Origin of the sequence: Chryseobacterium sp. (assembly GCF_045629545.1) — a bacterium.
Lineage (GTDB): Bacteria > Bacteroidota > Bacteroidia > Flavobacteriales > Weeksellaceae > Chryseobacterium.
In genome coordinates this window covers 1-20,693 of record NZ_JAZQRK010000017.1, presented here as the reverse complement: position 1 = coordinate 20,693, position 20,693 = coordinate 1, and the positions used below count along the sequence as shown (strand labels likewise).

The following is a 20,693-nucleotide window of genomic DNA, read 5'->3' as shown; positions in this document are numbered from 1 at the left end:
CTTAGGAAACCACCCCCTCAAGATGGCGTGTCTACCAATTTCACCACGCAGGCTAAAAAAATCATAATAAATTTATAATATTTTTGCTAGTGACCCGGCTGGGATTCGAACCCAGGACCCATACATTAAAAGTGTATTGCTCTACCAGCTGAGCTACCGAGTCGGTCACTAAATCATCAACATTTTGTTTCGCTGTATACCCTTGTTTTTGATGTTGCAAAGATATAACAATTTTTATTATCTCAAAACTTTTTTGCAAATTTGTTTAAAATATTTTTATGATTATAACACTCTTAGGCTACATGGGGAGCGGTAAAACTCACGTATCCAAAATCTTAAGCGACAAAATAAATTTTAAATTATTCGACCTTGACAAAGAGATTTTTAGAAGAAATAAAGCCACGATCTCAGAAATCTTCCAGAGTAGAGGCGAAATTTACTTTAGAAAACTAGAAAGGGAAGCTTTGGAGGAAATTTTGGCAACTCAAGAGAACATCGTTTTGAGCTTGGGTGGGGGAACTCCGGTTTATTACAACAATATGGAACTCATTAATAGTAATTCTACTAGTATATTTCTTAGAGCTTCTATAAATACACTAGTAGAAAGACTTTCAAAGCAAAAGGAAAAGCGTCCTATAATCTCCAATGTCTCCAACGAGGATCTTCCAGAATTTATAGCAAAACATCTATTTGAAAGAAATGTATACTATAATCGTGCACAATATAGCATTAGTACAGATGCTAAAACACCAGAGGAAATCCTACAAGAGATCATAGATAAGATATATCTATAAAATTTATTCTTTTACCTCATCAGCGGCTTCATCTTCCCCAAAAAAGGCATCCCAGTCCGTAAAATCCGATTCTTCATCGTTTTCTACATACCCATCAATATCTCTTCTGTCTTTTTTGGTAGGGCGGCCCTCCCCTTTCCCACGATAGTATCCTTGGGATAGTTTTCTTAATTTTAGAAGCTCATGCTGCTCTTTATCCGTCACATCTTTGATATAAAGGGAAACCAATTTGGCGCCAAGTCTACTTTTAGGGATCTGTGAAACCTTTATTTTATAATCAATCTGGTTTTTCCTAATTTTTATTACATCCCCTTCTCTAACCTCTTTAGAAGACTTTACCACAGAGTCTCCTACAGATACTCTATTTTTCTTGATTTCTTCTGCTGCAATGCTTCTAGTTTTATAAATACGAATGCACCATAAAAATTTATCTATTCTCATATTTTTTTATACTTTTGCTGTTATATTATTTGTAAAGTAATTAAATTTTTGAAATGAAAAAAATATTTTTATATATCCTTGCTGGATCTTTGTGTTTATCAGCATGTAAAAAGGATGATGAAGTGGAAACTTATGTTGAGCCAGAAAACATCGCAACACAGAATGCTTATGATGATGAAGCCATACAGAAGTTTTTGAATGACAATTATCTAGATGCATTAGGAAATATAAAATCATTCAGTAGCAGCGATGATACAGATGATAATGAAGTAAAACTGGCTGATCTGAATCCTCAAACTCTTCCAACAGGAGCTATCTATATCGTACGAAATAATGTGCAACCTACTAATGGGACAACAGTAGGAGATAAAGATGTGCTAAGACTTATGATGAGGGCTAAAGCATATCTAGCTGGTAGTACTGATGGAAAAGTAACTTTTCTAAATTCTATGGGCTTTACTACACAAAATCCTCTAGATGAAAGTGGTTCTCCTCTAGTAGATCCTACATTCTATTATGTAAAGGAAAGTGTACTTACTGCATCTGGAAAAGACAGAAGCTATTATGAAATGGAAGGTTTCCAAGAGGCGATTAGAAAATTCAAGGCTTTTGATAAAACAGATGATGAAAATTACAATCTACAAGGCGTTATTATTGTTCCATCTAGAGCTGCCTTTGCTAGAGATCCACATTCTACATTTGGTGGCACTTATTCATACAGAAACTGTACATTTATCTTCAATTTCCAATTGTATAAATCTTCTACAAGACTTGCTAGTGAGATGTAAGTAGAAACATATAAACATTAAAGAGACCGCCATATTTGATATGGCGGTCTCTTTTTATTATTTTAATTAAATTTAATTATCTTACATTACTCAAGATATCTGGGAAATATTTATCCGAAAGATGTTCAAACTCATCACCTCGCATAAACATACTTGCATCTACCTCATCATAGGAACTTCTTCCAGCTGCCCCAATAAGCTCATTACATGTATGCAATGTATTTTTGTGGAAATGGTAAACTCTCTCGCTTTTATCCGTTACATCTAGTCCTTTGATTAGCATTTTATCTTGCGTAGCAACACCAGTTGGACAGTTATTTGAGTTACATCTCAATGCCTGAATACAACCAAGTGAGAACATAAATCCTCTTGCATTATTACACATATCTGCGCCCATAGCTACTGCCCTCAAAATATCTAAACTTGTAAGAACTTTGCCACTTGCGATAATTCTTAATTTATCTCGCAAATTGAAATTCCTTAAAGTACGATTGACAAAGATTAATGCAGGCTCTAAAGGCATTCCTACCCCATCAGAAAATTCTGGTGGCGCAGCACCTGTACCTCCTTCTGCACCATCTACCGTGATGAAGTCTGGGTAGATTTTTACTATATTCATCTGTTCGCAGATGTCTTCAAACTCTTTTGTATCTCCAATACAAAGCTTGAAACCAATAGGCTTTCCACCAGAAAGTTCTCTTAATTGGTGTATGAACTTTAACAATCCTGCAGCATCAGAAAACGAAGAATGTGAGGGCGGAGAAATTATAGTAATACCAGGTTTTACGTGACGAATTTTGGCAATTTCAGGTGTATTTTTCACGCCTGGCAATACTCCACCATGTCCTGGTTTCGCACCTTGAGACAGCTTTATCTCTATCATCTTCACGTTCTCTAGCGTAGCATATTTTTTAAATAAATCTGGATTAAACTTACCTTCATCATCTCTACATCCGAAGTATCCAGTCCCAATTTGCCAACAGATATCGCCACCTTGCATATGATAATCCGAAATACCACCTTCACCGGTATTATGATAGAAATTACCTTTTTTAGCTCCTTTATTAAGCGCAATCTGAGCTCTATCACTAAGAGATCCAAAACTCATTGCAGAGATATTAAGCAAAGAGGCGCTATATGGCTTAGAACACTGTTCTCCACCCACCAATACACGTGGTAATTCCTCAGATGGAGATTTTGCATAGATAGAATGCTTTATCCCTTCATATTTTCTATGATTAATCTCTAGCTGAGTACCAAAAGCTACGGTATCACTGATGTTTTTTGCTCTTCTATACACTGCAGAACGCTGATGTCTAGGAAATGGCTTACCATCTGTTTCTCTTTCTATGAAATATTGTTGCATCTCTGGTGATATTTCTTCAAAGAAATATCTGAAATACCCCAATACAGGGAAGTTTCTAAGAATAGCATGTTTTGTCTGGTACGCATTGTAAACCCCTAATGCGTAGATTAAGGTAAGAATCACAGGAATCCACAGATAATAATCTATTACCCAAGTTACGACCCAAGTAGTAATTACTATTAACAAACCCCAAGATAAAAATTTATCTCTCATATCATTTTAAATTTTCTCAAAGTTAAAAAATTAAAGGAGATTTCCTACAGTCGGAAAGAGATAAAGTAGGAATTATATAGGTGAATTTCAATAAATTAAATTTCAATTTCGGAAATGAAAAACGATAAATTTTAGATTAAAATTACTAATAAGGAATCTTATCAAATAAAAATATAATTTTTGAGCAATACCACTATAAAAAATTAAATATAAATAAACAGGTTAAATTAAGATATATAGCAGTATTTATGGGGGTTTTTTACGAATAAATTAAAAAATAAAAGAGTAAAATTTGATAAAAATTTGGGCTTACCTACCAATTATCATCAAAACAAATACCCAATATCTTGTATAAGCTACAAATTTGAGAGCCGAATACGCATTCGGCTCAACTCAATATAAGGTAATTGAAATTATAAAAAATAATAAAAATATAGATATTAAGCTCTCTCCAAGAAATGATCGAAACTAGCTTGAACTGCTACGGTACCATCTGCGAGAATATTCTCTAATTTTAAGAATTCAATTTTATTAACTAATGATGCATTGAAATCTTTCTGTACACGAACATAATTTTCTGTGAAACCATACATTTTGCCGTCTTTATTTTCGTGTTCCCAAAGTACAGGAAGAACTTTTCCCAATTGGGTTTCGTAGAATGCCATTTTCTTCTTTTCAGAAAGGATTCTTAGCATTTTGTTACGACGTTTTCTTTCCGGAATCGGCACTATTCCCTCCATATCTGCGGCTTCTGTATTTTCTCTTTCAGAATAAGTAAAGACGTGCAGATAGCTTATAGGCAATTGATTGATAAAATTATACGTCTCCATAAATAGTTCCTCCGTCTCACCCGGAAAACCAACGATAACATCTACTCCAATAGCTGCATCAGGCATTACTTCTCGTATTTTGCTAATTCTATTTTGGTACAAATTGGTAAGATAACGTCTCTTCATTCTCTTCAACAGCTCGTCACTACCCGATTGCAATGGAATATGGAAATGCGGCACGAAACTTTTGCTTTGCGCTACTAGATCTATACTCTCATCCTTCAACAAATTAGGCTCGATAGAAGAAATTCTTATCCTTTCTATCCCTTCTACTTTGTTTAGTTCTGAAATTAAATCTAAGAAAGTATGCTCGTGCCTTTTGTTCCCGTATTCTCCTTTACCATAGTCGCCAATATTAACACCAGTAAGCACAATTTCCTTGATGTCTTTTGCTGCAATTTCTTGTGCATTTTTCACTACGCTCGATATTGTATCAGAACGAGAAATGCCTCTAGCTAAAGGTATGGTGCAATAAGTACACTTGTAATCGCAACCGTCTTGCACTTTCAGGAATGCTCTTGTACGATCTCCTATAGAGTAGCTTCCTATAAAGAAATCTGTCTCTTCAATTTCGCAAGAGTGCACAATACCTTCACTATCAGATTTTTCTAAATCCTCTAGATAACTAAGAATATTGAACTTTTCTTTTGCTCCCAACACCAAATCTACCCCTGTAATCTGAGAAATCTCTTCAGGCTTCAGCTGTGCGTAGCAACCCACAATGACTACCAAACCTTCAGGATTTGCCTTCATAGCTCTTTTTACATGAAGCTTGCATTCTTTGTCGGCATTTTCTGTTACTGAACAGGTATTAATAACATAGATGTTAGCGCTATCATCAAAACTCACTTTCTCATAACCAGCCTCTGTTAACTGTCGGGCAATAGTAGATGTTTCTGCAAAATTAAGTTTGCAACCTAAAGTATGAAAAGCGGCGGTTTTTTGAAATCGAGACATTGAAGTATACTAAATTTTAGTGTCTGCAAAGATAATAATTTAAATATGAATATAAAATTCAACTCATTCAATACATTACCAATTTGATACTAAAAAATTTTACATAAAAAACCATCCTAAAAGGATGGTCAACATAACAAAATTAAAAGAACATTTATCAATCTCTATTTTTCACCATGATCCAACCAGTATACTTGATCGAGGTATTTTTTTTGTTACTTTCATTCCAAGAGACCGAATACCAATAGTTTCCAGTAGGCATTTTTTTCCCATTAGAAGTTCCATCCCATTTGTAATTGGTGCTTTTATTGAGCTGGTAAACTTTATCACCATATCTATAAAAAATGTTCACTACAAGATTTTGCTTATTAGATAAGGCATAATAATCCATCACATCGTTGATTCTCTCCATTAGGCGTAATTACATTAATCAAATTGGGAACTGTAATTGCTACCTGCTGAGGATCACAATCATATGCGTCTTTTAAAAACATTAGAATCTTGCCAATTAATTTGATCTAAGGAGTATTGATATTCTGGCGTACCCCCTGAAACCTGAACTGCTATATTTGTGTTACTAATTTCAACGTTAGTAATAATAGGCTGTTCTGATGCAATACTTTTACCAATTGTTTTGTAACACAGTCTCCCATCATAATTTTTACCCAATAGTTACCAATTCCTACATTAGAAATAGTCTGGGTTGTAGCTCCTGTACTCCATTCGTACTCTGTAAAACCTATTCCTGCATCTACATCTGTTGTATCTTCAGCACATATTATTTTATCTACCAAAACAGGAGAATAGACAGGTTGAAAAACCTCTAGAGTGATTTTAGCAACAGTGTAACACCCATTAGTATTAAAGACTTTTACATAAACAACTCCATTGGGTGCTGTATTTGCAGTAGGAATTGGAATTTCATTGGTAGCATTTACTGCATCTGCCAACGAAGGACAAATTTTCTTTGTGGCACCTATCTGTAACGTCATATTAGCTGTAGTAAGATCAAATAATCCCAAAGAAGGATTACTTTCAATAAAACAAGTTCTCATTGCAGCATCATTAACGATTACAACAGTATTAAAAGCTAATGTAATTATGGCTACATCAGTACATTATTCTGGTGTTGTAACCAACACGTATACTGTACCTGCAGCAGATACAAAGGCATTAGGATTTATAATCTCATAAATGCCAGAATTTAAATCATTTAAGGTTTCGAAATATTTCTTAGTTACAGTTGAGTTTACAATCACATTTGCTATAGTAAGATCAAAAACCGCAGTCCCTATATTATTATCGTTACAATTGGTGAGCGTAGTATCATTGGTTGTAATACTTCCTAATTTAAATTTAAAACTATGGTTTTGTGAGATTAATTATTAGATATCATCAATATATTCTGTAAGCATTTGTTCTAAATCTACAATTTTAGAAGCTATTTTACTGCACGTCTTTAGATGCTTATTAGCTAAAGAATTTTTATAGGTATTATCATATTCATCTTTTGGTATGCAGCTCTCAACTGTATCAATCTCATCTGCAAATTCTCTAATATTTTCAGGTAGATCATCTGCTGAAATCCAATAATATGTTAGTGCTTCAATTAATCTTTTTTTTATATCTCCTTCATTTACTGTTAATACATAAGTTAATTTATTAAGTCTTTCGAGAGTATAATGATAATCTGGTAAATCTTCTTTCATATCGTTTTTTGATATTTAATCTTCAATATTTATAAATTTCAATAGTTGCATATTCGAGAAGTTAATTTTCATTATGTATTCATCTACTCCAGAGAATGTACTCAAAAATCTTTCAGAAAATCCTCATCCACCTTTTTCTTTAGCTTTTTTTAAAACATTACTAAGTGGATAATATGTATTTCTATAACTTCCTTTTTTATTTATTGGAATATCTGAAATTATTGAATTTTTTGTATCACAAATTATCCAATATCCTTTATGTTCACCAAATCTTTCAGCAGAAGATGCTGAGTTTGTAAAACTTCCAATATATTGCTGTTTGGATTTTCTAGATATACTTCTAATTAGTATTGGTCTTTCTTTTGGATAGAAACTCTTTAAAACTATTTCCCAAACATCATAATAAGCTTTAAATTTTTCACTACGAACTGTGCCTATCCAATTAACAATAAACGTAATCGTTTCTGGAGAAGGGCAAATGTCTTTTTCGAGGATATCAATTAAATTTTGAGAAATTCTCACTTTTTGAATATGGGTTAACCTGTAATAGTCTTTCATTTAATCGTTTTTTGAAACTAGTTCTTATTTTTAATTGCTTCAATTTCTTCCTCCAGTTCTAACCTAAAAGTTTCCAAGTCTTCCAGATCCTTTATATCTTGTTTTCTTTTTTGAAAATAATATATAACTTTTTGTGTAATTATACCTAAAGAATAGAAAATAAAGCATATTATAAAAGCATTAAATGTCATACAATTGTTTTTTGAGATTGGTTTTGAAAATTATGATTGTAAATTAATACTTGTCGTAAGCTTTTATAAATCCATCTTTAAAATTATATCTTCTAAAATCTATATTGATTAAACCTTCGCATTGCAATAAGTAAGTTATGAATCCTATTTCTGAATGTTCATTAATACCAAGATTGCAATTTCTATCATCTCGTATATCACCATCAATCCATTGTTTCGGTAAAAAAAGTAATACTGATATTTTTTGTTCTAGATTATAAGCAACAATAGGAGACTTGTTCCCTCCGGCTATTTTAAGATAAGGACCAGGTATATCAAGGCTCCAAATTTCTTCCTCTTTCAGACTATATTTTTTCTTTACCTTTTCATAAAATGAGTCAGATTTGAATATTATAAAATTTATTTTCGATATGTTTTTTGCTTTTAAATTGCTGTATATATCCTTATTAATATTTACCCATTTAGCAAAATTCCTTTCCAAATTATCATTATCCACTTGTAAATTTTGAGCAAAAAAAATCGAAGGAATTAACAATAACGTTACTAATATGAATCTTTTCATGGTTTTTTGAGATTATTTATTGAATAATTATTAAAATTTTATATTGAAATCAACACGATCTAATTTATTATGAATACCATATAACCCTTTTCAAATTGCATATATTGCACTAATTTTAGTCTGTATTAATTTAAATTTATTTTGAATTTATAAGAGATTGAGTTACCTAAATTTGTGACAAATCGGTGAATACAGAATTTAAATTATTTAAACGGAATTTTTACAGTATTCTAATCAACATCTATTTATAGAAGTATTACGCTTAGTTATTAGTAATAATAGGAGCCAGGTTCTTTTTTAATTCTTCAAAATCATCTTTACTCATCATATCAATTTCCAAAAGTTCTTTCGCCTCTTTTAATTTTGCAATAGCTTCTTCTCTGGTCATTTTCCTATTTATTAAAAGGATTTCTCCAGACTCAACTCCTAATTCGGTGTCCATTACGCTTAAATATTTATTTATTCCAAAAGCTCTACCATTTATTTCTCCCAAAACCATAACTACATATAAGGGTTTATTTTTACTACCCCTATGATACGTTTTTATTTCGTTTACAATGACTTTAGTATTTTTAAAACTGTTATCTGCCATGTTCTGTGCATTACCACCCATTGCTGACATAACGCTTCCAAATCCCGCTGGTCTACCTAGTTGTATAAATTCATAAGTTTTTTTTGAAGTACTCCTCGATTGTGCTATACCCCCTGTTGCTCTATTGCCATAACTCCCTGAATATGTTTTTGTATTCATTTCTTGAGAGGTTGGAGATCCTAAAATTAAAGTATCACCAACTTTCACACTATTTTTAGTGGTTGTGATATATTCCTTAATTAAAGCTCCATTTTTAACCGACGTGAAAAAATTTATATCCTGAGTATTTTCGTAAGTCAATAAATCAATACTTTCTTGAGCTTGAATAGTGATCCAAGATACAAGAATAGTAAAAAAAGTAATTGTTTTTTTCATAATGGTAATTTAAAATATTTGTTGTAGTGAATAAAAATTTATTCCGATTAATTATAGAGGATTCAAAGATAAATAATCTAATCAATAGCAAATTGCGGGATACCGTAAATTAGAATAAAAATAAAAACTTATAATCTAAAATTTTGTTATTCAATATTAATTTGTACTTAGAATACCAAATCTTTATTTCATCATCGGTATGATTGTCTAGAATTTAGGCGTAACGGTAAAATGTTGCTCTTGTTAATCCAAAGGGTTTATAGATTTCTTCAGGTCGTTTCGTGAGATCTTTGTAAACCGAACGAAGAATGAGCAGCTTAGAAATTGTTTCTATTGTATAACCTTAGTCTCCATCCTTGCATTCCCCTAAATCTTGCAGATTGTAAACCTGCATTTGTTCTTTCTCTTATCAATTCTCTTTCATATTCTATCAAAAAAATATAAAATTTAGATAAAGTTGAGCGTTCATTGTTGGTGTGCTTATTCCCTCTGTTTTAGGCATAAATTAAAGATATATTTGATGTTAAACACCAAAATAATCTTTTTTCTCAATTTCAAACGAACGTTTGTTAGTCGTAATACTACTACACTTTTTCAAATAATGGGATTAATATTTTTCTTTGATAATAAGGTGTTCTATATTTGTTGAATACAAAATCACAAAATATTAATTAATAAAATCAACCATTATGGCAGATTCAAGAGGAATTTTAAAATTCAACGGTAGCGAAGGACAAAAATTATTAAAGCTTAATTACAGCGTATCTAGATCTACAGACGTTTCAGGACGTGTAGCTTCAGATCCATCTAATGCTTTAATCAAATTAACAATCGAGGCTACAGAGAAATCTGAAATCTTAGAGAGCTTATTGAATGGAAAATACAAACCAACAACAGGTGAAATTACTTTCAACAAATCTCACGAAGAAGGAACATTGATTACTCTTAACTGGGAAAACGGATACGTTATCCAGCATGAAGTAGACTTCGATGCAGTAGACCAAAATTCTATGTTGATTAGCTTTATTGTAAGTGCTGAGAAAATCAACTATGGTAATTCTGCTTACGAAGGAATTTGGCCTTCAGCATAATTTCTTAGGACATCATTTCAATCAAAAAATTTTTAACAGAATAGTTAACCTAAGAGTCTACTATTCTGTTTTTTGCGTTTATCACAAGTCCTAACTATATTAGATATTTATTCTATTACTCCATTCAATCTTGGTGATTTTAGGTTGTTTGTATTCTTAAATTATGGCTTTAGGGTAACGCACAATTGTTTCACTCCATTAAAATATATGCTATGTTTCAGGATAATAATTCTAAAAAAACATCAAACCCAAAGAGTTTAAATAATTCGTCGGGTTTAGAGAGTCTGAAAACTGCTGCTACGGATAAAATAGTAGAACAATCGAACGGAAAAATTCAGAAAGCGGCTCAAAAAATAGAGCAAGCGAATGCAATGGGAAGTACGCTAAAAGATACTTCTTCGATGTTTATGAATAAAAATATCCAATCGAATAGCCCACATACGATACAAGGCAAGACATGGGCTAATCAGCCTACCTCCAAAATTTTAAATGCCGAAGCGATAGCAACTAATCATATTGCGGGTATTAATAGGGTTGTGAAGTTAGATGTAGTAATAGAGGGAACTATAATTTCGCATTTTACCCATTTTAAACTTGATCAGAGTGTAACGAAGCATCATACTTTTAGTTTAACTCTTGCTCATAATTCATTAGGCGTTGCCGAAAATTACAATTTAGAGGAGGCTCAAAATTTTCTAGGAAAACGTCTTACGGTTGTTTTTAAATATAAAGATGTATTAGATGGTCCGGAAAGAAATTTTGTGGGCGTTATTACAGAAGTAGGTTTTAGCCAAGATCAAGGAAGTTTGGGAAACATTATACTTACGGGATACAGTCCAACTATACTTTTGGATGCTGCCTCACATATCCAGAGTTTTGGAGGCTCTCAAGATATTAGTTTAAATAGCATTGCCGATCAGGTAATTCGAGAAGGTCTTGGAGCGAGTAAATTTGACTTTCGTGTGGATGCAAAATATGGTAATGTTTCTTACAGCTCACAATATGAAGAAACCCATTATAATTATCTAGCTAGAATTGCAGAGGCTTACGGAGAGCAATTTTTTTATGATGGTGAAGTCCTTCATTTTGGTAAGCTTCCCCCTCAGGAATCTCCCGTAAAATTGGTCTATGGGAGCAGTGTAAGTGATATAAAAATCAAAATGAAAGCTCAACATGTTAATCCAAGTTTCTATGGATATAACAGTAATAAGAATGAAAAATTAATAGCAGGTCAGTCTAAAATAAATCATGTTTCTGATATTGCCAAAAGAGCATATGATATTTCTGAAAAGACTTTTACTACACCATCTCTAAGGATTGCTCCTATTAAGGCAAAAACATTTATGGATATTGACGCTTCTCAGAAGGGGACAGCTGGAAGTAAGGCTTCTGAAGTATTTTTAACCTCAGGTTCTACTTCTGTTCCTTTTTTATATCCAGGTTGTGCAGCGGATATTGAAATGCGAAAAGCTGATTCTAACCAAACTACTTATTTTACCAAATTATTAATTACTGAGGTGAGCCATGAGGTTGATGCAAGAGGATATTATACTGGTTCATTTGAAGCGATAGCTGCAGATTCGGGCTATATTCCTCGTCCTGAATTTGAAACGCCAAGAGCAGATCCACAATTTGCGAAGGTGATATCTAACAGGGATTCTCAAAATCAAGGACGCGTACAAGTACAATTCGATTGGCAGAAAGGACCCGATACTACAGAGTTTATCCGAGTAATGACACCTGATGCAGGAGGAAGTGATAAGGTGAGCAAGAATAGAGGATTTATGGCTATACCAGAGGTAGGTGATCAAGTGATCGTAAACTTTGTTCATCAGCATCCCGACCGACCATTTGTAATGGGAGGGATGTTTCATGGCGGAGTTGGTGGCGGTGGCGGTACAGGAAACAATGTGAAAAGTTTGAGTAGCCGTAGCGGAAATAAATTAGAATTGAATGATGGAGAAGGTTCTGTTTATCTTACAGATCAAGGAGGAGCAAATATGAAATTTGATGGTGCTGGAAATGCTACGACGAATGCTAATACAAATCATACTGTAAATGCGGGATCTAATAATACTATAAACGCTGGAAGTACCAATGTTATTAACGTAGGTGGTAAAGAAGGCGGTGGAGCAAACTCTATGATATCTATGGATGCAGGTGGAAATATAACATTGGAATGTGATACCAATATTACGATTAAAACTGGAGGTAGTTCGATTACTTTAAATACCGATGGAACTATTCTCTTAAGTGGAAAAATAATTGGAATTGGTGCTGATGGTATTGGAATATCTGCAAATGATGGAATTGAAATTTCTTCTCCTGCTAATCACATTGGTGGTGGACAAACAAAAATAGATGGAGGTGATGCCTTTATCAATTAATAATATATGGCAAATAATACAATAAAATTTAAAGAGCCTTTTTCTGAACAATATACTTTATTTATAGATTCAGACATCAAAGGTGTAAATGTTCATATGACATCTACATCACAAATGAGATGGGATTTTTCTGTGTTAAAATCTGACGATTTAGAATCAGAAGTTAGGTTGATTTTACTAGATCATATGTTATTAGATTCAAATAATCCGTTGATAAAAGAAATTGCAAATCTAACGAAGGCTTTCTCTAGATTATACAATGAGTTGCATCTGAAAATTAACGAGAATGGAAAAATAACTGAGGTTGTTAATATGGATTTAATCCTTTCAAAATGGAAACAAACCAAAAATGAAATGGAGGAAATTGCGGCAAGTAATCCTGATATTAAAAACGCAATTATTTTAAATGATAACCTATTTCAAGATCAGAAAAAATTAAAAGAAGGAATTGAAAATAGTGAATTTTTCCTGATGTATTTTAATAAAATATTTGGAAAGAATATTCCGAGTTCTTATTCACAAATAGGGCTGAATTATTTTAACTCTGCAAATGTAGATTGGAAATATCATTTAAAAAACATAGGTAACCCATTATTATCAGATAATGAAGTTATTGTTGAAATACTAGGTGAACCTTCATTACTATCAATAGAAAGTATTGGTTTCAAGAACAGAGCGTATATACAATTTGCTAATCAGATTGATGTTAAAAATTTGAATCCTATTCTACAAGAAAAAGGAAAATATAGAGTAGATAGAAATACAGGAAGGATTATTGAAGCTTCTATTCTTAGAGAGGAAATTGCTGATGAAGAATTACTTTATACAAAGATGAAATATACATTTTATAATGAAGAAATGCTAAAATACAAAATGTACAATGAAAGTATTACAAATAGTAAATAGCAAGAGATCTATAGTGAAAAGAATATCTCTATTGAACTTTAGTTTTGAAATAAATTACTCTACTATAATTGAAGATAGGACAATAGTTTTTACTTTATTATTTCAACGGAAGTATAAGAAAGAAAAAGAACTTTTTATCTCAAATCGTATTTTCGGAATTGCACATCAAGTTATTGATCATAGAAATAGATTAAGTACCCATTCTCGGAAACAAATCTTAAAGCAAGTTAATTATGGGGAATAAAATAATTACAGAAAAAGATTTTTGGATGTGTTCTAGTGGTGCTGTACCAGCACAGTTGCAAGGTACACGAACTAGTAATAAAAAAAGCACAGGTGAAGTTTATATAACCGTTGCAGATACTTCTACGAGCAGTTGGATAGATTTTGGATGCACCAAAAATATGATTTGGGCAGCATTGGGAGCCGCTTTATTGGCTGTAGTTGTAGTAGCCTTGATTGTAGGCACAGGAGGAATTGCAGCTATTGGCTTAATTGGAATGATGGCTATTGGAGCTGGAGCTGGAGTTATTGGTGGTACAATTGCTGCTGCAGTAGGAACTTTGACTTGTGGACACAAAAATGCGACTGCTAGAACTTGGAGTAAAAGTAAAAGCAATATGATACTTACAGGAACGCAAGCAATTACTGGAGATTGTATAATGACTTGTTCTGTAGGTGGAGTAGTAAAATTTGCACCAGAAGTAAAAAGTTGGGGACATGCTTTGGCTCTTGGAGGATTTAATTACGCTACTAAATTAGCAGAAAGTGCCTTAGGTGGTGCAGCGATTGGTGCAGGAGGTTTTTTAATCTCTGGATTGGCAGGTGGAACACTAGCAGTAACTTGGCCTAGTCTACCTAGTGTATTAACTAATGTTGCACAAGGGTTTACAGGGATTTGGGGTGGAAGTCGTGCCTTGTTTGGGCTAAATTCTTTGGCAAACGAACATGCCTATGGCAATATAAATAGTGCAGGAGATGCAGGAGGTGCGTTAGTAGATGGTGGAGTCCCAGAAATAGGAATGGCAAAACGTATTTTTACTGGACAGGCACAACCTACAGATTATATGATTTTCTTATATTTACTAAATATAAAAGCGAAAGGAGCTAAACCACCTGTAGAAGAACCAACACCGCAAGGCGATAAAGATGGACAACCAAGTGGGGATAAAGACGGTAACAATACCAACAAAGAGGAAGGAACCTCACAAAACAAAGGACAAGGAAAAGCAGAAACCAAGCCTAAAAAAGATGGAAAAGGAGATGCATATGAGGATGTACCTAAAAGAACAAACGATAAACTTGTTTCAGAAACAGAAGCTAAAGCAAAAGAAATAATTGATTCAAATCCTTCTAAAAAAGATAGAGGTCCTTGTTTGTCTGGAATTTATGATCCTGCAACTGGAAAAACTTTTTTTAGCCAAAATTTTAAAAATACTCCTACTGGAGATATTGCTTATAAAAAATGGCTAAGAGATCCACCTGAATTAGGAGGAGCTGATCCTATAATCAAGCAAAAAGTTGCAAATTATGAAGCTAAAATCAAAAATGGAGAAATAAAACACGAAATAGCTGACAGAAGATTGGCTGCCCACTCAGAGATGAGAGCTTATGACCAAGCTATAAAAGCTAGAAGAGAAGCTGGAATACACGTAGATGAAGGGTCTATCAAAGAAATGGATTTACATAATAGGGATTTATGGAAACTTGATGAAAGTGGTATTCCAAAAACTAAAGTTAGATGCCCTCATTGTAGTATTTTGACAGATGGAATTAACACACATGGACATAATTAATTTTTATTTTATGGAAAAACAATTTGAAGAACTATATTTAAAAGATGATCCAATATCAGGCGAATCTGACTATTATTTAGACGAACTTTTTAAAAATCCATACAATGGAGTTGTTATAGATAAGGTAAATGATATTCTAATGTGGAAATTTGATGTAAGAAAAGGAAAACGTACCGGATTAGAATATGTATATAACACTGATGGAAAGGTAGAACAGATAAACGAATGTAGGAATAACTTAATGTTTGGAGTTTCTAAGGAATATGATAACAATGAGGATGTTAAAACAGCAAGTATTGTTTATAATAATAGTTACTTGAAGATTGTTGAAGTTAATGAAAAACAAAATGTTGTATTAGAAAATTATGATAATCGATACGAAGATAAATTGCCTGAATACTTGAGAAAATTGTTATTATTGTCTAATCAAGAATTAGTTAATTACGAATTCAAAACCGATAATCCCAATCTTATTATTTTATAATGATAAAAATAAAGGATATTAATATTTCTTTAGAAAAAGATTTATTTTCCAAACCTGATCATAATGGAGAAAGTATTTATTTTTTAGATAAAGAATTACAAGAATTATATACAGGTATTTTGATAGAAACCTCTGGAGATATCATGATTTGGTGGAGCGAATATATAGACGGAGTTCAAAATGGTGTAGAAAAAGTATTCAATAATGAAGGACAATTAGAACAAATATCTAAGTGTAAATATAATATGCATGTTGGAATCTCTAAGGAATATAACGAATTTAATAATTTAATATTTGTTGGTATTAAATGGAATAATGGATACGTGAAAGAGCTTTATTAGATACAGATAAAAAAATTATAAATAGAGAAGAAGATGAAAGTTGGATTAATAATTTCCCAATACCAGATGATTTTAATAAATTATTGAAATTAACAGATCAGGAGTTAATCGATTATGAGTTTCATTACAATTTATGATAAATTAAAATTCAAAATTTAGATTAGAAGATATTGATGGTTCATTATATTCTACAGATGATATTAACGGATATACTATGTGTTGCATAGATAAAGAACTAACTAAGGCTTATTCAGGTGAAATATATTCTATTTTTAAAGGCAAAATAGAATCTGAAGCTCAGTACATTAATGGTTCAAAAAATGGATTAGAATATATTTACAATTCTAATGGAGATTTAGAACAGATCAATGAATGTAGGGGTAATTTAATATTTGGAGTTTCTAAGGAATATGATGAAAATGGGAATATAAAAACAGCAAGTGTTGTGTTCAATAACAATCATCTAAAAGTAATAGAAGTAGATAAAATTTTAGATAATATAATATTATTGATTATAGAGAAAAAAGACATGAAAGTGGATTACCATCATATATAGAATATTTATTGAATTTATCTAATCAAGAATTAATAAATTACGAATTTAAAACTGATAACCCCAATCTTAATATTTAAAAATGATTTTAGCAGTAGACGTATTTTACAACAGTGATAATATAGCGAAGATTGTAGGTGTTCTATTTGAAAATTGGGATGATCCTACACCAAAAGAAACTGTTATAGATTATCTAGAAAATATAGCTCCCTACGAACCAGGTAGTTTTTATAAAAGAGAATTACCATGTATTTTAAAACTTTTATCTAGAATAACTATTGAAATAGATTGCATCATAATCGACGGCTATGTTTATTTAAATGATGATAATAAAAAAGGCTTGGGTACTTATTTGTATGATAATCTTGAAAATAAAATACCAATAATAGGAGTCGCTAAAACATCGTTTCATGATAATAAAAATAATGTCGTAGAAGTTTTCCGAGGAAAAAGTGAAAAACCCCTTTACATTTCTGCAATAGGAATAGATAAAAATCAGGCAGCTCAATGCATAAAAGAAATGCATGGTGAGTTTCGATTTCCTTCCTTATTGAAACAATTGGATCAGGAAACAAAAAAAACGTTGTAAAAAAAAAGCTTCTCATTATATCATGAGGGGCTTTTTGTTTAGAACAACAAATACGATACACAGCAAAACAAACAAAACCCAAGGCAAAACAGAAACCAAGCCTAAAAAAGATGGTAAAGGAGATGCGTATGAAGATGTACCTAAAAGAACAAACGATAAACTTGTTTCAGAAACAGAAGCTAAAGCTAAGGAAATAATCGCCTCACAAAGTGCTGCAGAAAGAGGTCCGTGTTTGTCAGGTATTTATGATCTTGCAACTGGAAAAACTTTTTTTAGCCAAAATTTCAAAAATACTCCTACTGGGGATAGTGCTTATAAAAAATGGCTAAGGGATCCACCTGAAGTAGGAGCAGCAGATCCTATAATTAAACAGAAAGTTGCAGATTATGAAGCGAAAATCAAGAGTGGGGAAATAACACCTTCAACAACTGCAGACGATAGGCTAGCGGCTCATTCAGAAATAAGAGCTTATGATCAGGCTATAAAAGCAAGACGAGACTCGGGGATACCAGTTGATGAGAATTCTATTAAAGAAATGGATTTACATAATAGAGATTTACAAAACAAAGCTATTAAAAATAATAATGGAACTCCACCAGTAAAAGTGAGATGTCCTCATTGTGGATTCTTGACTGATGGAATTAATACCCATGGTCACAATTAAATAAAGTTTTATGATAAATAAAGATGTAAAATTTAGATTAGAAGATACAGATGATTCATTATATTTTAAAGATGATATTAATGGATATGCTATGTATTACGTAGATAAAGAGCTAACTAAGGCTTATTCAGGTGAAATATATTCTATTTTTAAAGGCAAAATAGAATCTGAAGCTCAATATATTAATGGTTCAAAAAATGGATTAGAATATATTTATTATTCTAATGGAGATTTAGAACAGATCAATGAATGTAGGGGAAATGTAATATTTGGAGTTTCTAAGGAATATGATGAAAACAGGAATATAAAAACGGCAAGTATTGTTTATAATAACAATCATCTAAAAGTGATAGAAGTAGATAGAATTTTAGATGAATATAATATTATTGATTATAGAGAGAAAAGACATGAAAGTGGATTACCATCATATATGGAATATTTATTGAATTTATCTAACGATGAATTAGTTAACTATGAATTTAAAACCGATAACCCTAATCTTATTATTTGATAATGATTTTAGCAGTAGATGTTTTTTATAACATTGATAATATAGCGAAGATTGTAGGTGTTCTATTTGAAAATTGGGATGATCCTACACCAAAAGAAACTGTTATAGATTATCTAGAAAATATAGCTCCATATGAACCAGGTAGTTTTTACAAACGAGAATTACCATGTATTTTAAAACTTTTATTTAGAATAACTATTGAAATAGATTGCATCATAATCAACGGCTATGTTTATTTAAATGATGATAATAAAAAAGGCTTAGGTGCTTATTTGTATGATAGTCTTGAAAATAAAATACCAATAATAGGAGTCGCTAAAACATCGTTTCATGATAATAAAAATAATGTCGTAGAAGTTTTTCGAGGAAAAAGTGAAAAACCCCTTTATATTTCTGCAATTGGAACAGATAAAAATCAGGCAGCTCAATACATAAAAGAAATGCATGGAGAGTTTCGTTTTCCTTCCTTATTGAAACAATTGGATCAGGAAACAAAAAAAACATTGTAAAAAAAGGTAGTATCTCACTAACTGTGTAAGTTTAAAAATTATTCTGAAAATTTTGAGCCCTCAAAGCTACCGAAGGTGTGCCTATATTGAGCCTGTCGAAGAATTCAAATGGGTTTTCATCTCGTGCCCTACGGGTAAGACGAAAGCTTAGTTATTAGCCGTAGTTTCTTTCTATTTTATTAAACAAAACATTTGGGTAAATATTTTTGCATATATTTTCGTAAATTTTTATTAATTTTATTACTCAAATCTGAAATCACATTTATAACTATATATGTGATGATTATAAGTATTTTACATATTTTACGTAAATTGTTAGCGGGTTATTTTAACATTTATCTGGCATTTTTTCAAACTTTAATTCGCACTTTTACTAAAGTGTTTAATTATCATTTGAAACAAAAATTATGAAAAGAATTAAAAGTATAATAATCCTAGTACTTATTGTGCAAATAAAGATTTCTGCACAATTTGTTGGATACTTAAGTTACCCTCGTTTCACTGGACCAAAAATTAGTATTTCTTAGTTGGATTTTAAGCTGCATTTTGATGTATTTTTTGACTGTTAAACTCTTCTATTGTTTGGTAATTTAGGGTTCCCGTGTCGTCTTTTTTTATTGTACCAGATTTCAATGTATTCAAAGACTTCCAATTCCATTTTTTCTCTTGTGATGAGTTTATTGCCATAAATCAATTCTGTTTTCAATGATTTAAAAAAGCTCTCCGCCACAGCATTATCCCAACAATTTCCTTTACGACTCATACTTCTAATTACGCCGTATGACTCAATGGTCTTTACAAATTTATTGCTTGCATATTGAACGCCTCGGTCGCTATGAAAAATTAATCCCTTTCCAATCTTTCTATTTTTGATTGACATTTTCCATGCTGCTAAGCTTGTTTCCTCTGTGCTCATTCCATTGCTTAAGCTCCAACCGATTATCTTACGGTCATACAGATCAATAATCGTTGTGAGGTACAAAAACCCTTCTTTGGTTTGAATATATGTAATGTCGGAGACCCATACTTTCGAGAAAGTTTTAACTATAAAGTTCCTATCCAACACATTTTTAACTACCAAATAATTGTGTTTTGAGTGGGTTGTAATTTTAAATTTCTTACTTAGTTTACTCCTTAAACCAAGCTCTTTCATATATTTCGCAACCGTAACTCTTGATATTTTATAGCCCAAAGAATTTAATTCAAAAGTAATTCTTGGACTCCCATAACGCTGTTTTGATGCAAAATAAATTGTAATTATTTGTTGTTTTATTTTTTCTTTCAAAAGCAATCTATTGCAAATTGGTCTGCTTTTCCATTTGAAATAACTACTACAATTTAGTTTTAGAACCTTACACATTTTTTCAATCGGAAATAAATATTCATGTGTTTTAATAAACTGATATTTCATCGACCGCTCTTGGAAATGCTCTGGCATTCATGAATACATTAAAAGAAAAATAATCAAAAATGAACTAAAAAATGC

23 protein-coding genes and 1 tRNA gene are annotated in these 20,693 nt (G+C 31.9%); 13 read left to right on the top strand and 11 right to left on the bottom strand.

What is annotated here, in order from left to right; translation table 11 throughout:
• Window positions 1-90 precede the first annotated feature (90 nt).
• A tRNA-Lys gene (locus ACKI42_RS04210) sits at window positions 91-163 on the bottom strand.
• A 115-nt stretch (window positions 164-278) separates the two neighbouring features.
• Here ACKI42_RS04210 and ACKI42_RS04205 point away from each other — a divergent pair.
• Window positions 279-794: a shikimate kinase gene (locus ACKI42_RS04205; RefSeq protein WP_407402769.1), complete on the top strand. Its 516-nt coding sequence runs from the start codon at window positions 279-281 to the stop codon at window positions 792-794.
• A gap of 3 nt (window positions 795-797) precedes the next feature.
• Here the strand turns inward: ACKI42_RS04205 and ACKI42_RS04200 are convergent, their stop codons facing one another.
• Complete coding sequence (locus ACKI42_RS04200; protein ID WP_407402767.1) at window positions 798-1,235, bottom strand: RNA-binding S4 domain-containing protein; 438 nt, start codon at window positions 1,233-1,235, stop codon at window positions 798-800.
• Window positions 1,236-1,288: 53 nt separating this feature from the next.
• Between ACKI42_RS04200 and ACKI42_RS04195 the strand changes: the two genes are divergently transcribed.
• On the top strand, window positions 1,289-2,023 hold the full coding sequence (locus ACKI42_RS04195) for a hypothetical protein (protein ID WP_407402765.1): 735 nt from the start codon (window positions 1,289-1,291) through the stop codon (window positions 2,021-2,023).
• A 76-nt stretch (window positions 2,024-2,099) separates the two neighbouring features.
• Here the strand turns inward: ACKI42_RS04195 and ACKI42_RS04190 are convergent, their stop codons facing one another.
• The 8 genes from ACKI42_RS04190 to ACKI42_RS04155 all read right to left on the bottom strand — a co-directional run bounded on the left by ACKI42_RS04190 (window position 2,100) and on the right by ACKI42_RS04155 (window position 9,376).
• Window positions 2,100-3,602: an FMN-binding glutamate synthase family protein gene (locus ACKI42_RS04190; RefSeq protein ID WP_407402763.1), complete on the bottom strand. Its 1,503-nt coding sequence runs from the start codon at window positions 3,600-3,602 to the stop codon at window positions 2,100-2,102.
• Window positions 3,603-4,042: 440 nt separating this feature from the next.
• Window positions 4,043-5,389 (bottom strand): tRNA (N(6)-L-threonylcarbamoyladenosine(37)-C(2))-methylthiotransferase MtaB, encoded by a 1,347-nt coding sequence (mtaB, locus tag ACKI42_RS04185; RefSeq protein WP_407402761.1) that lies wholly within the window; start codon window positions 5,387-5,389, stop codon window positions 4,043-4,045.
• A 157-nt stretch (window positions 5,390-5,546) separates the two neighbouring features.
• Window positions 5,547-5,801 carry a T9SS type B sorting domain-containing protein gene (locus ACKI42_RS04180; RefSeq protein ID WP_407402759.1) on the bottom strand — a complete coding sequence of 85 codons (255 nt, stop codon included), beginning with the start codon at window positions 5,799-5,801 and terminating at the stop codon, window positions 5,547-5,549.
• A gap of 151 nt (window positions 5,802-5,952) precedes the next feature.
• Window positions 5,953-6,444: a hypothetical protein gene (locus ACKI42_RS04175; RefSeq protein ID WP_407402757.1), complete on the bottom strand. Its 492-nt coding sequence runs from the start codon at window positions 6,442-6,444 to the stop codon at window positions 5,953-5,955.
• A gap of 330 nt (window positions 6,445-6,774) precedes the next feature.
• The gene (locus ACKI42_RS04170) at window positions 6,775-7,098 is read right to left on the bottom strand and encodes a hypothetical protein (protein WP_407402755.1); all 324 of its coding nucleotides are present in this window, start codon (window positions 7,096-7,098) and stop codon (window positions 6,775-6,777) included.
• Between the two features lie 123 nt (window positions 7,099-7,221).
• Window positions 7,222-7,656 (bottom strand): hypothetical protein, encoded by a 435-nt coding sequence (locus ACKI42_RS04165; protein WP_407402753.1) that lies wholly within the window; start codon window positions 7,654-7,656, stop codon window positions 7,222-7,224.
• A gap of 234 nt (window positions 7,657-7,890) precedes the next feature.
• Entirely contained in the window at window positions 7,891-8,409 is a 519-nt protein-coding gene (locus tag ACKI42_RS04160) for a hypothetical protein (protein WP_407402751.1), read from the bottom strand.
• A 262-nt stretch (window positions 8,410-8,671) separates the two neighbouring features.
• Window positions 8,672-9,376: a hypothetical protein gene (locus ACKI42_RS04155; protein ID WP_407402749.1), complete on the bottom strand. Its 705-nt coding sequence runs from the start codon at window positions 9,374-9,376 to the stop codon at window positions 8,672-8,674.
• A 689-nt stretch (window positions 9,377-10,065) separates the two neighbouring features.
• Here ACKI42_RS04155 and tssD point away from each other — a divergent pair.
• The 11 genes from tssD to ACKI42_RS04100 all read left to right on the top strand — a co-directional run bounded on the left by tssD (window position 10,066) and on the right by ACKI42_RS04100 (window position 19,207).
• On the top strand, window positions 10,066-10,467 hold the full coding sequence (gene tssD, locus ACKI42_RS04150) for a type VI secretion system tube protein TssD (protein WP_407402747.1): 402 nt from the start codon (window positions 10,066-10,068) through the stop codon (window positions 10,465-10,467).
• Window positions 10,468-10,679: 212 nt separating this feature from the next.
• Window positions 10,680-12,854: a type VI secretion system Vgr family protein gene (locus ACKI42_RS04145; protein ID WP_407402745.1), complete on the top strand. Its 2,175-nt coding sequence runs from the start codon at window positions 10,680-10,682 to the stop codon at window positions 12,852-12,854.
• A gap of 6 nt (window positions 12,855-12,860) precedes the next feature.
• Window positions 12,861-13,760, top strand: a complete 900-nt coding sequence (locus tag ACKI42_RS04140; protein ID WP_407402743.1) for a hypothetical protein — start codon at window positions 12,861-12,863, stop codon at window positions 13,758-13,760.
• A gap of 233 nt (window positions 13,761-13,993) precedes the next feature.
• The gene (locus ACKI42_RS04135; protein ID WP_407402741.1) at window positions 13,994-15,556 is read left to right on the top strand and encodes a hypothetical protein; all 1,563 of its coding nucleotides are present in this window, start codon (window positions 13,994-13,996) and stop codon (window positions 15,554-15,556) included.
• A gap of 10 nt (window positions 15,557-15,566) precedes the next feature.
• Complete coding sequence (locus ACKI42_RS04130; RefSeq protein WP_407402739.1) at window positions 15,567-16,040, top strand: hypothetical protein; 474 nt, start codon at window positions 15,567-15,569, stop codon at window positions 16,038-16,040.
• A complete protein-coding gene (locus ACKI42_RS04125; protein ID WP_407402737.1) occupies window positions 16,040-16,381 on the top strand; it encodes a hypothetical protein in 342 nt (113 codons plus the stop codon). Before ACKI42_RS04130 ends, ACKI42_RS04125 begins: the two co-directional genes overlap by 1 nt.
• A gap of 214 nt (window positions 16,382-16,595) precedes the next feature.
• Window positions 16,596-16,937 carry a hypothetical protein gene (locus ACKI42_RS04120; RefSeq protein ID WP_407402735.1) on the top strand — a complete coding sequence of 114 codons (342 nt, stop codon included), beginning with the start codon at window positions 16,596-16,598 and terminating at the stop codon, window positions 16,935-16,937.
• Between the two features lie 79 nt (window positions 16,938-17,016).
• Window positions 17,017-17,523: an endonuclease V gene (locus ACKI42_RS04115; RefSeq protein WP_407402733.1), complete on the top strand. Its 507-nt coding sequence runs from the start codon at window positions 17,017-17,019 to the stop codon at window positions 17,521-17,523.
• Between the two features lie 34 nt (window positions 17,524-17,557).
• Entirely contained in the window at window positions 17,558-18,187 is a 630-nt protein-coding gene (locus ACKI42_RS04110) for a hypothetical protein (protein ID WP_407402731.1), read from the top strand.
• 10 nt (window positions 18,188-18,197) lie between these two features.
• On the top strand, window positions 18,198-18,698 hold the full coding sequence (locus ACKI42_RS04105; protein WP_407402729.1) for a hypothetical protein: 501 nt from the start codon (window positions 18,198-18,200) through the stop codon (window positions 18,696-18,698).
• A gap of 2 nt (window positions 18,699-18,700) precedes the next feature.
• Entirely contained in the window at window positions 18,701-19,207 is a 507-nt protein-coding gene (locus tag ACKI42_RS04100; protein ID WP_407402727.1) for an endonuclease V, read from the top strand.
• Window positions 19,208-19,772: 565 nt separating this feature from the next.
• On the opposite strand, the gene ACKI42_RS04095 is transcribed toward ACKI42_RS04100, so the two are convergent.
• Window positions 19,773-20,567, bottom strand: a complete 795-nt coding sequence (locus tag ACKI42_RS04095) for an IS3 family transposase (RefSeq protein WP_407402771.1) — start codon at window positions 20,565-20,567, stop codon at window positions 19,773-19,775.
• Between the last annotated feature and the right edge of the window lie 126 nt (window positions 20,568-20,693).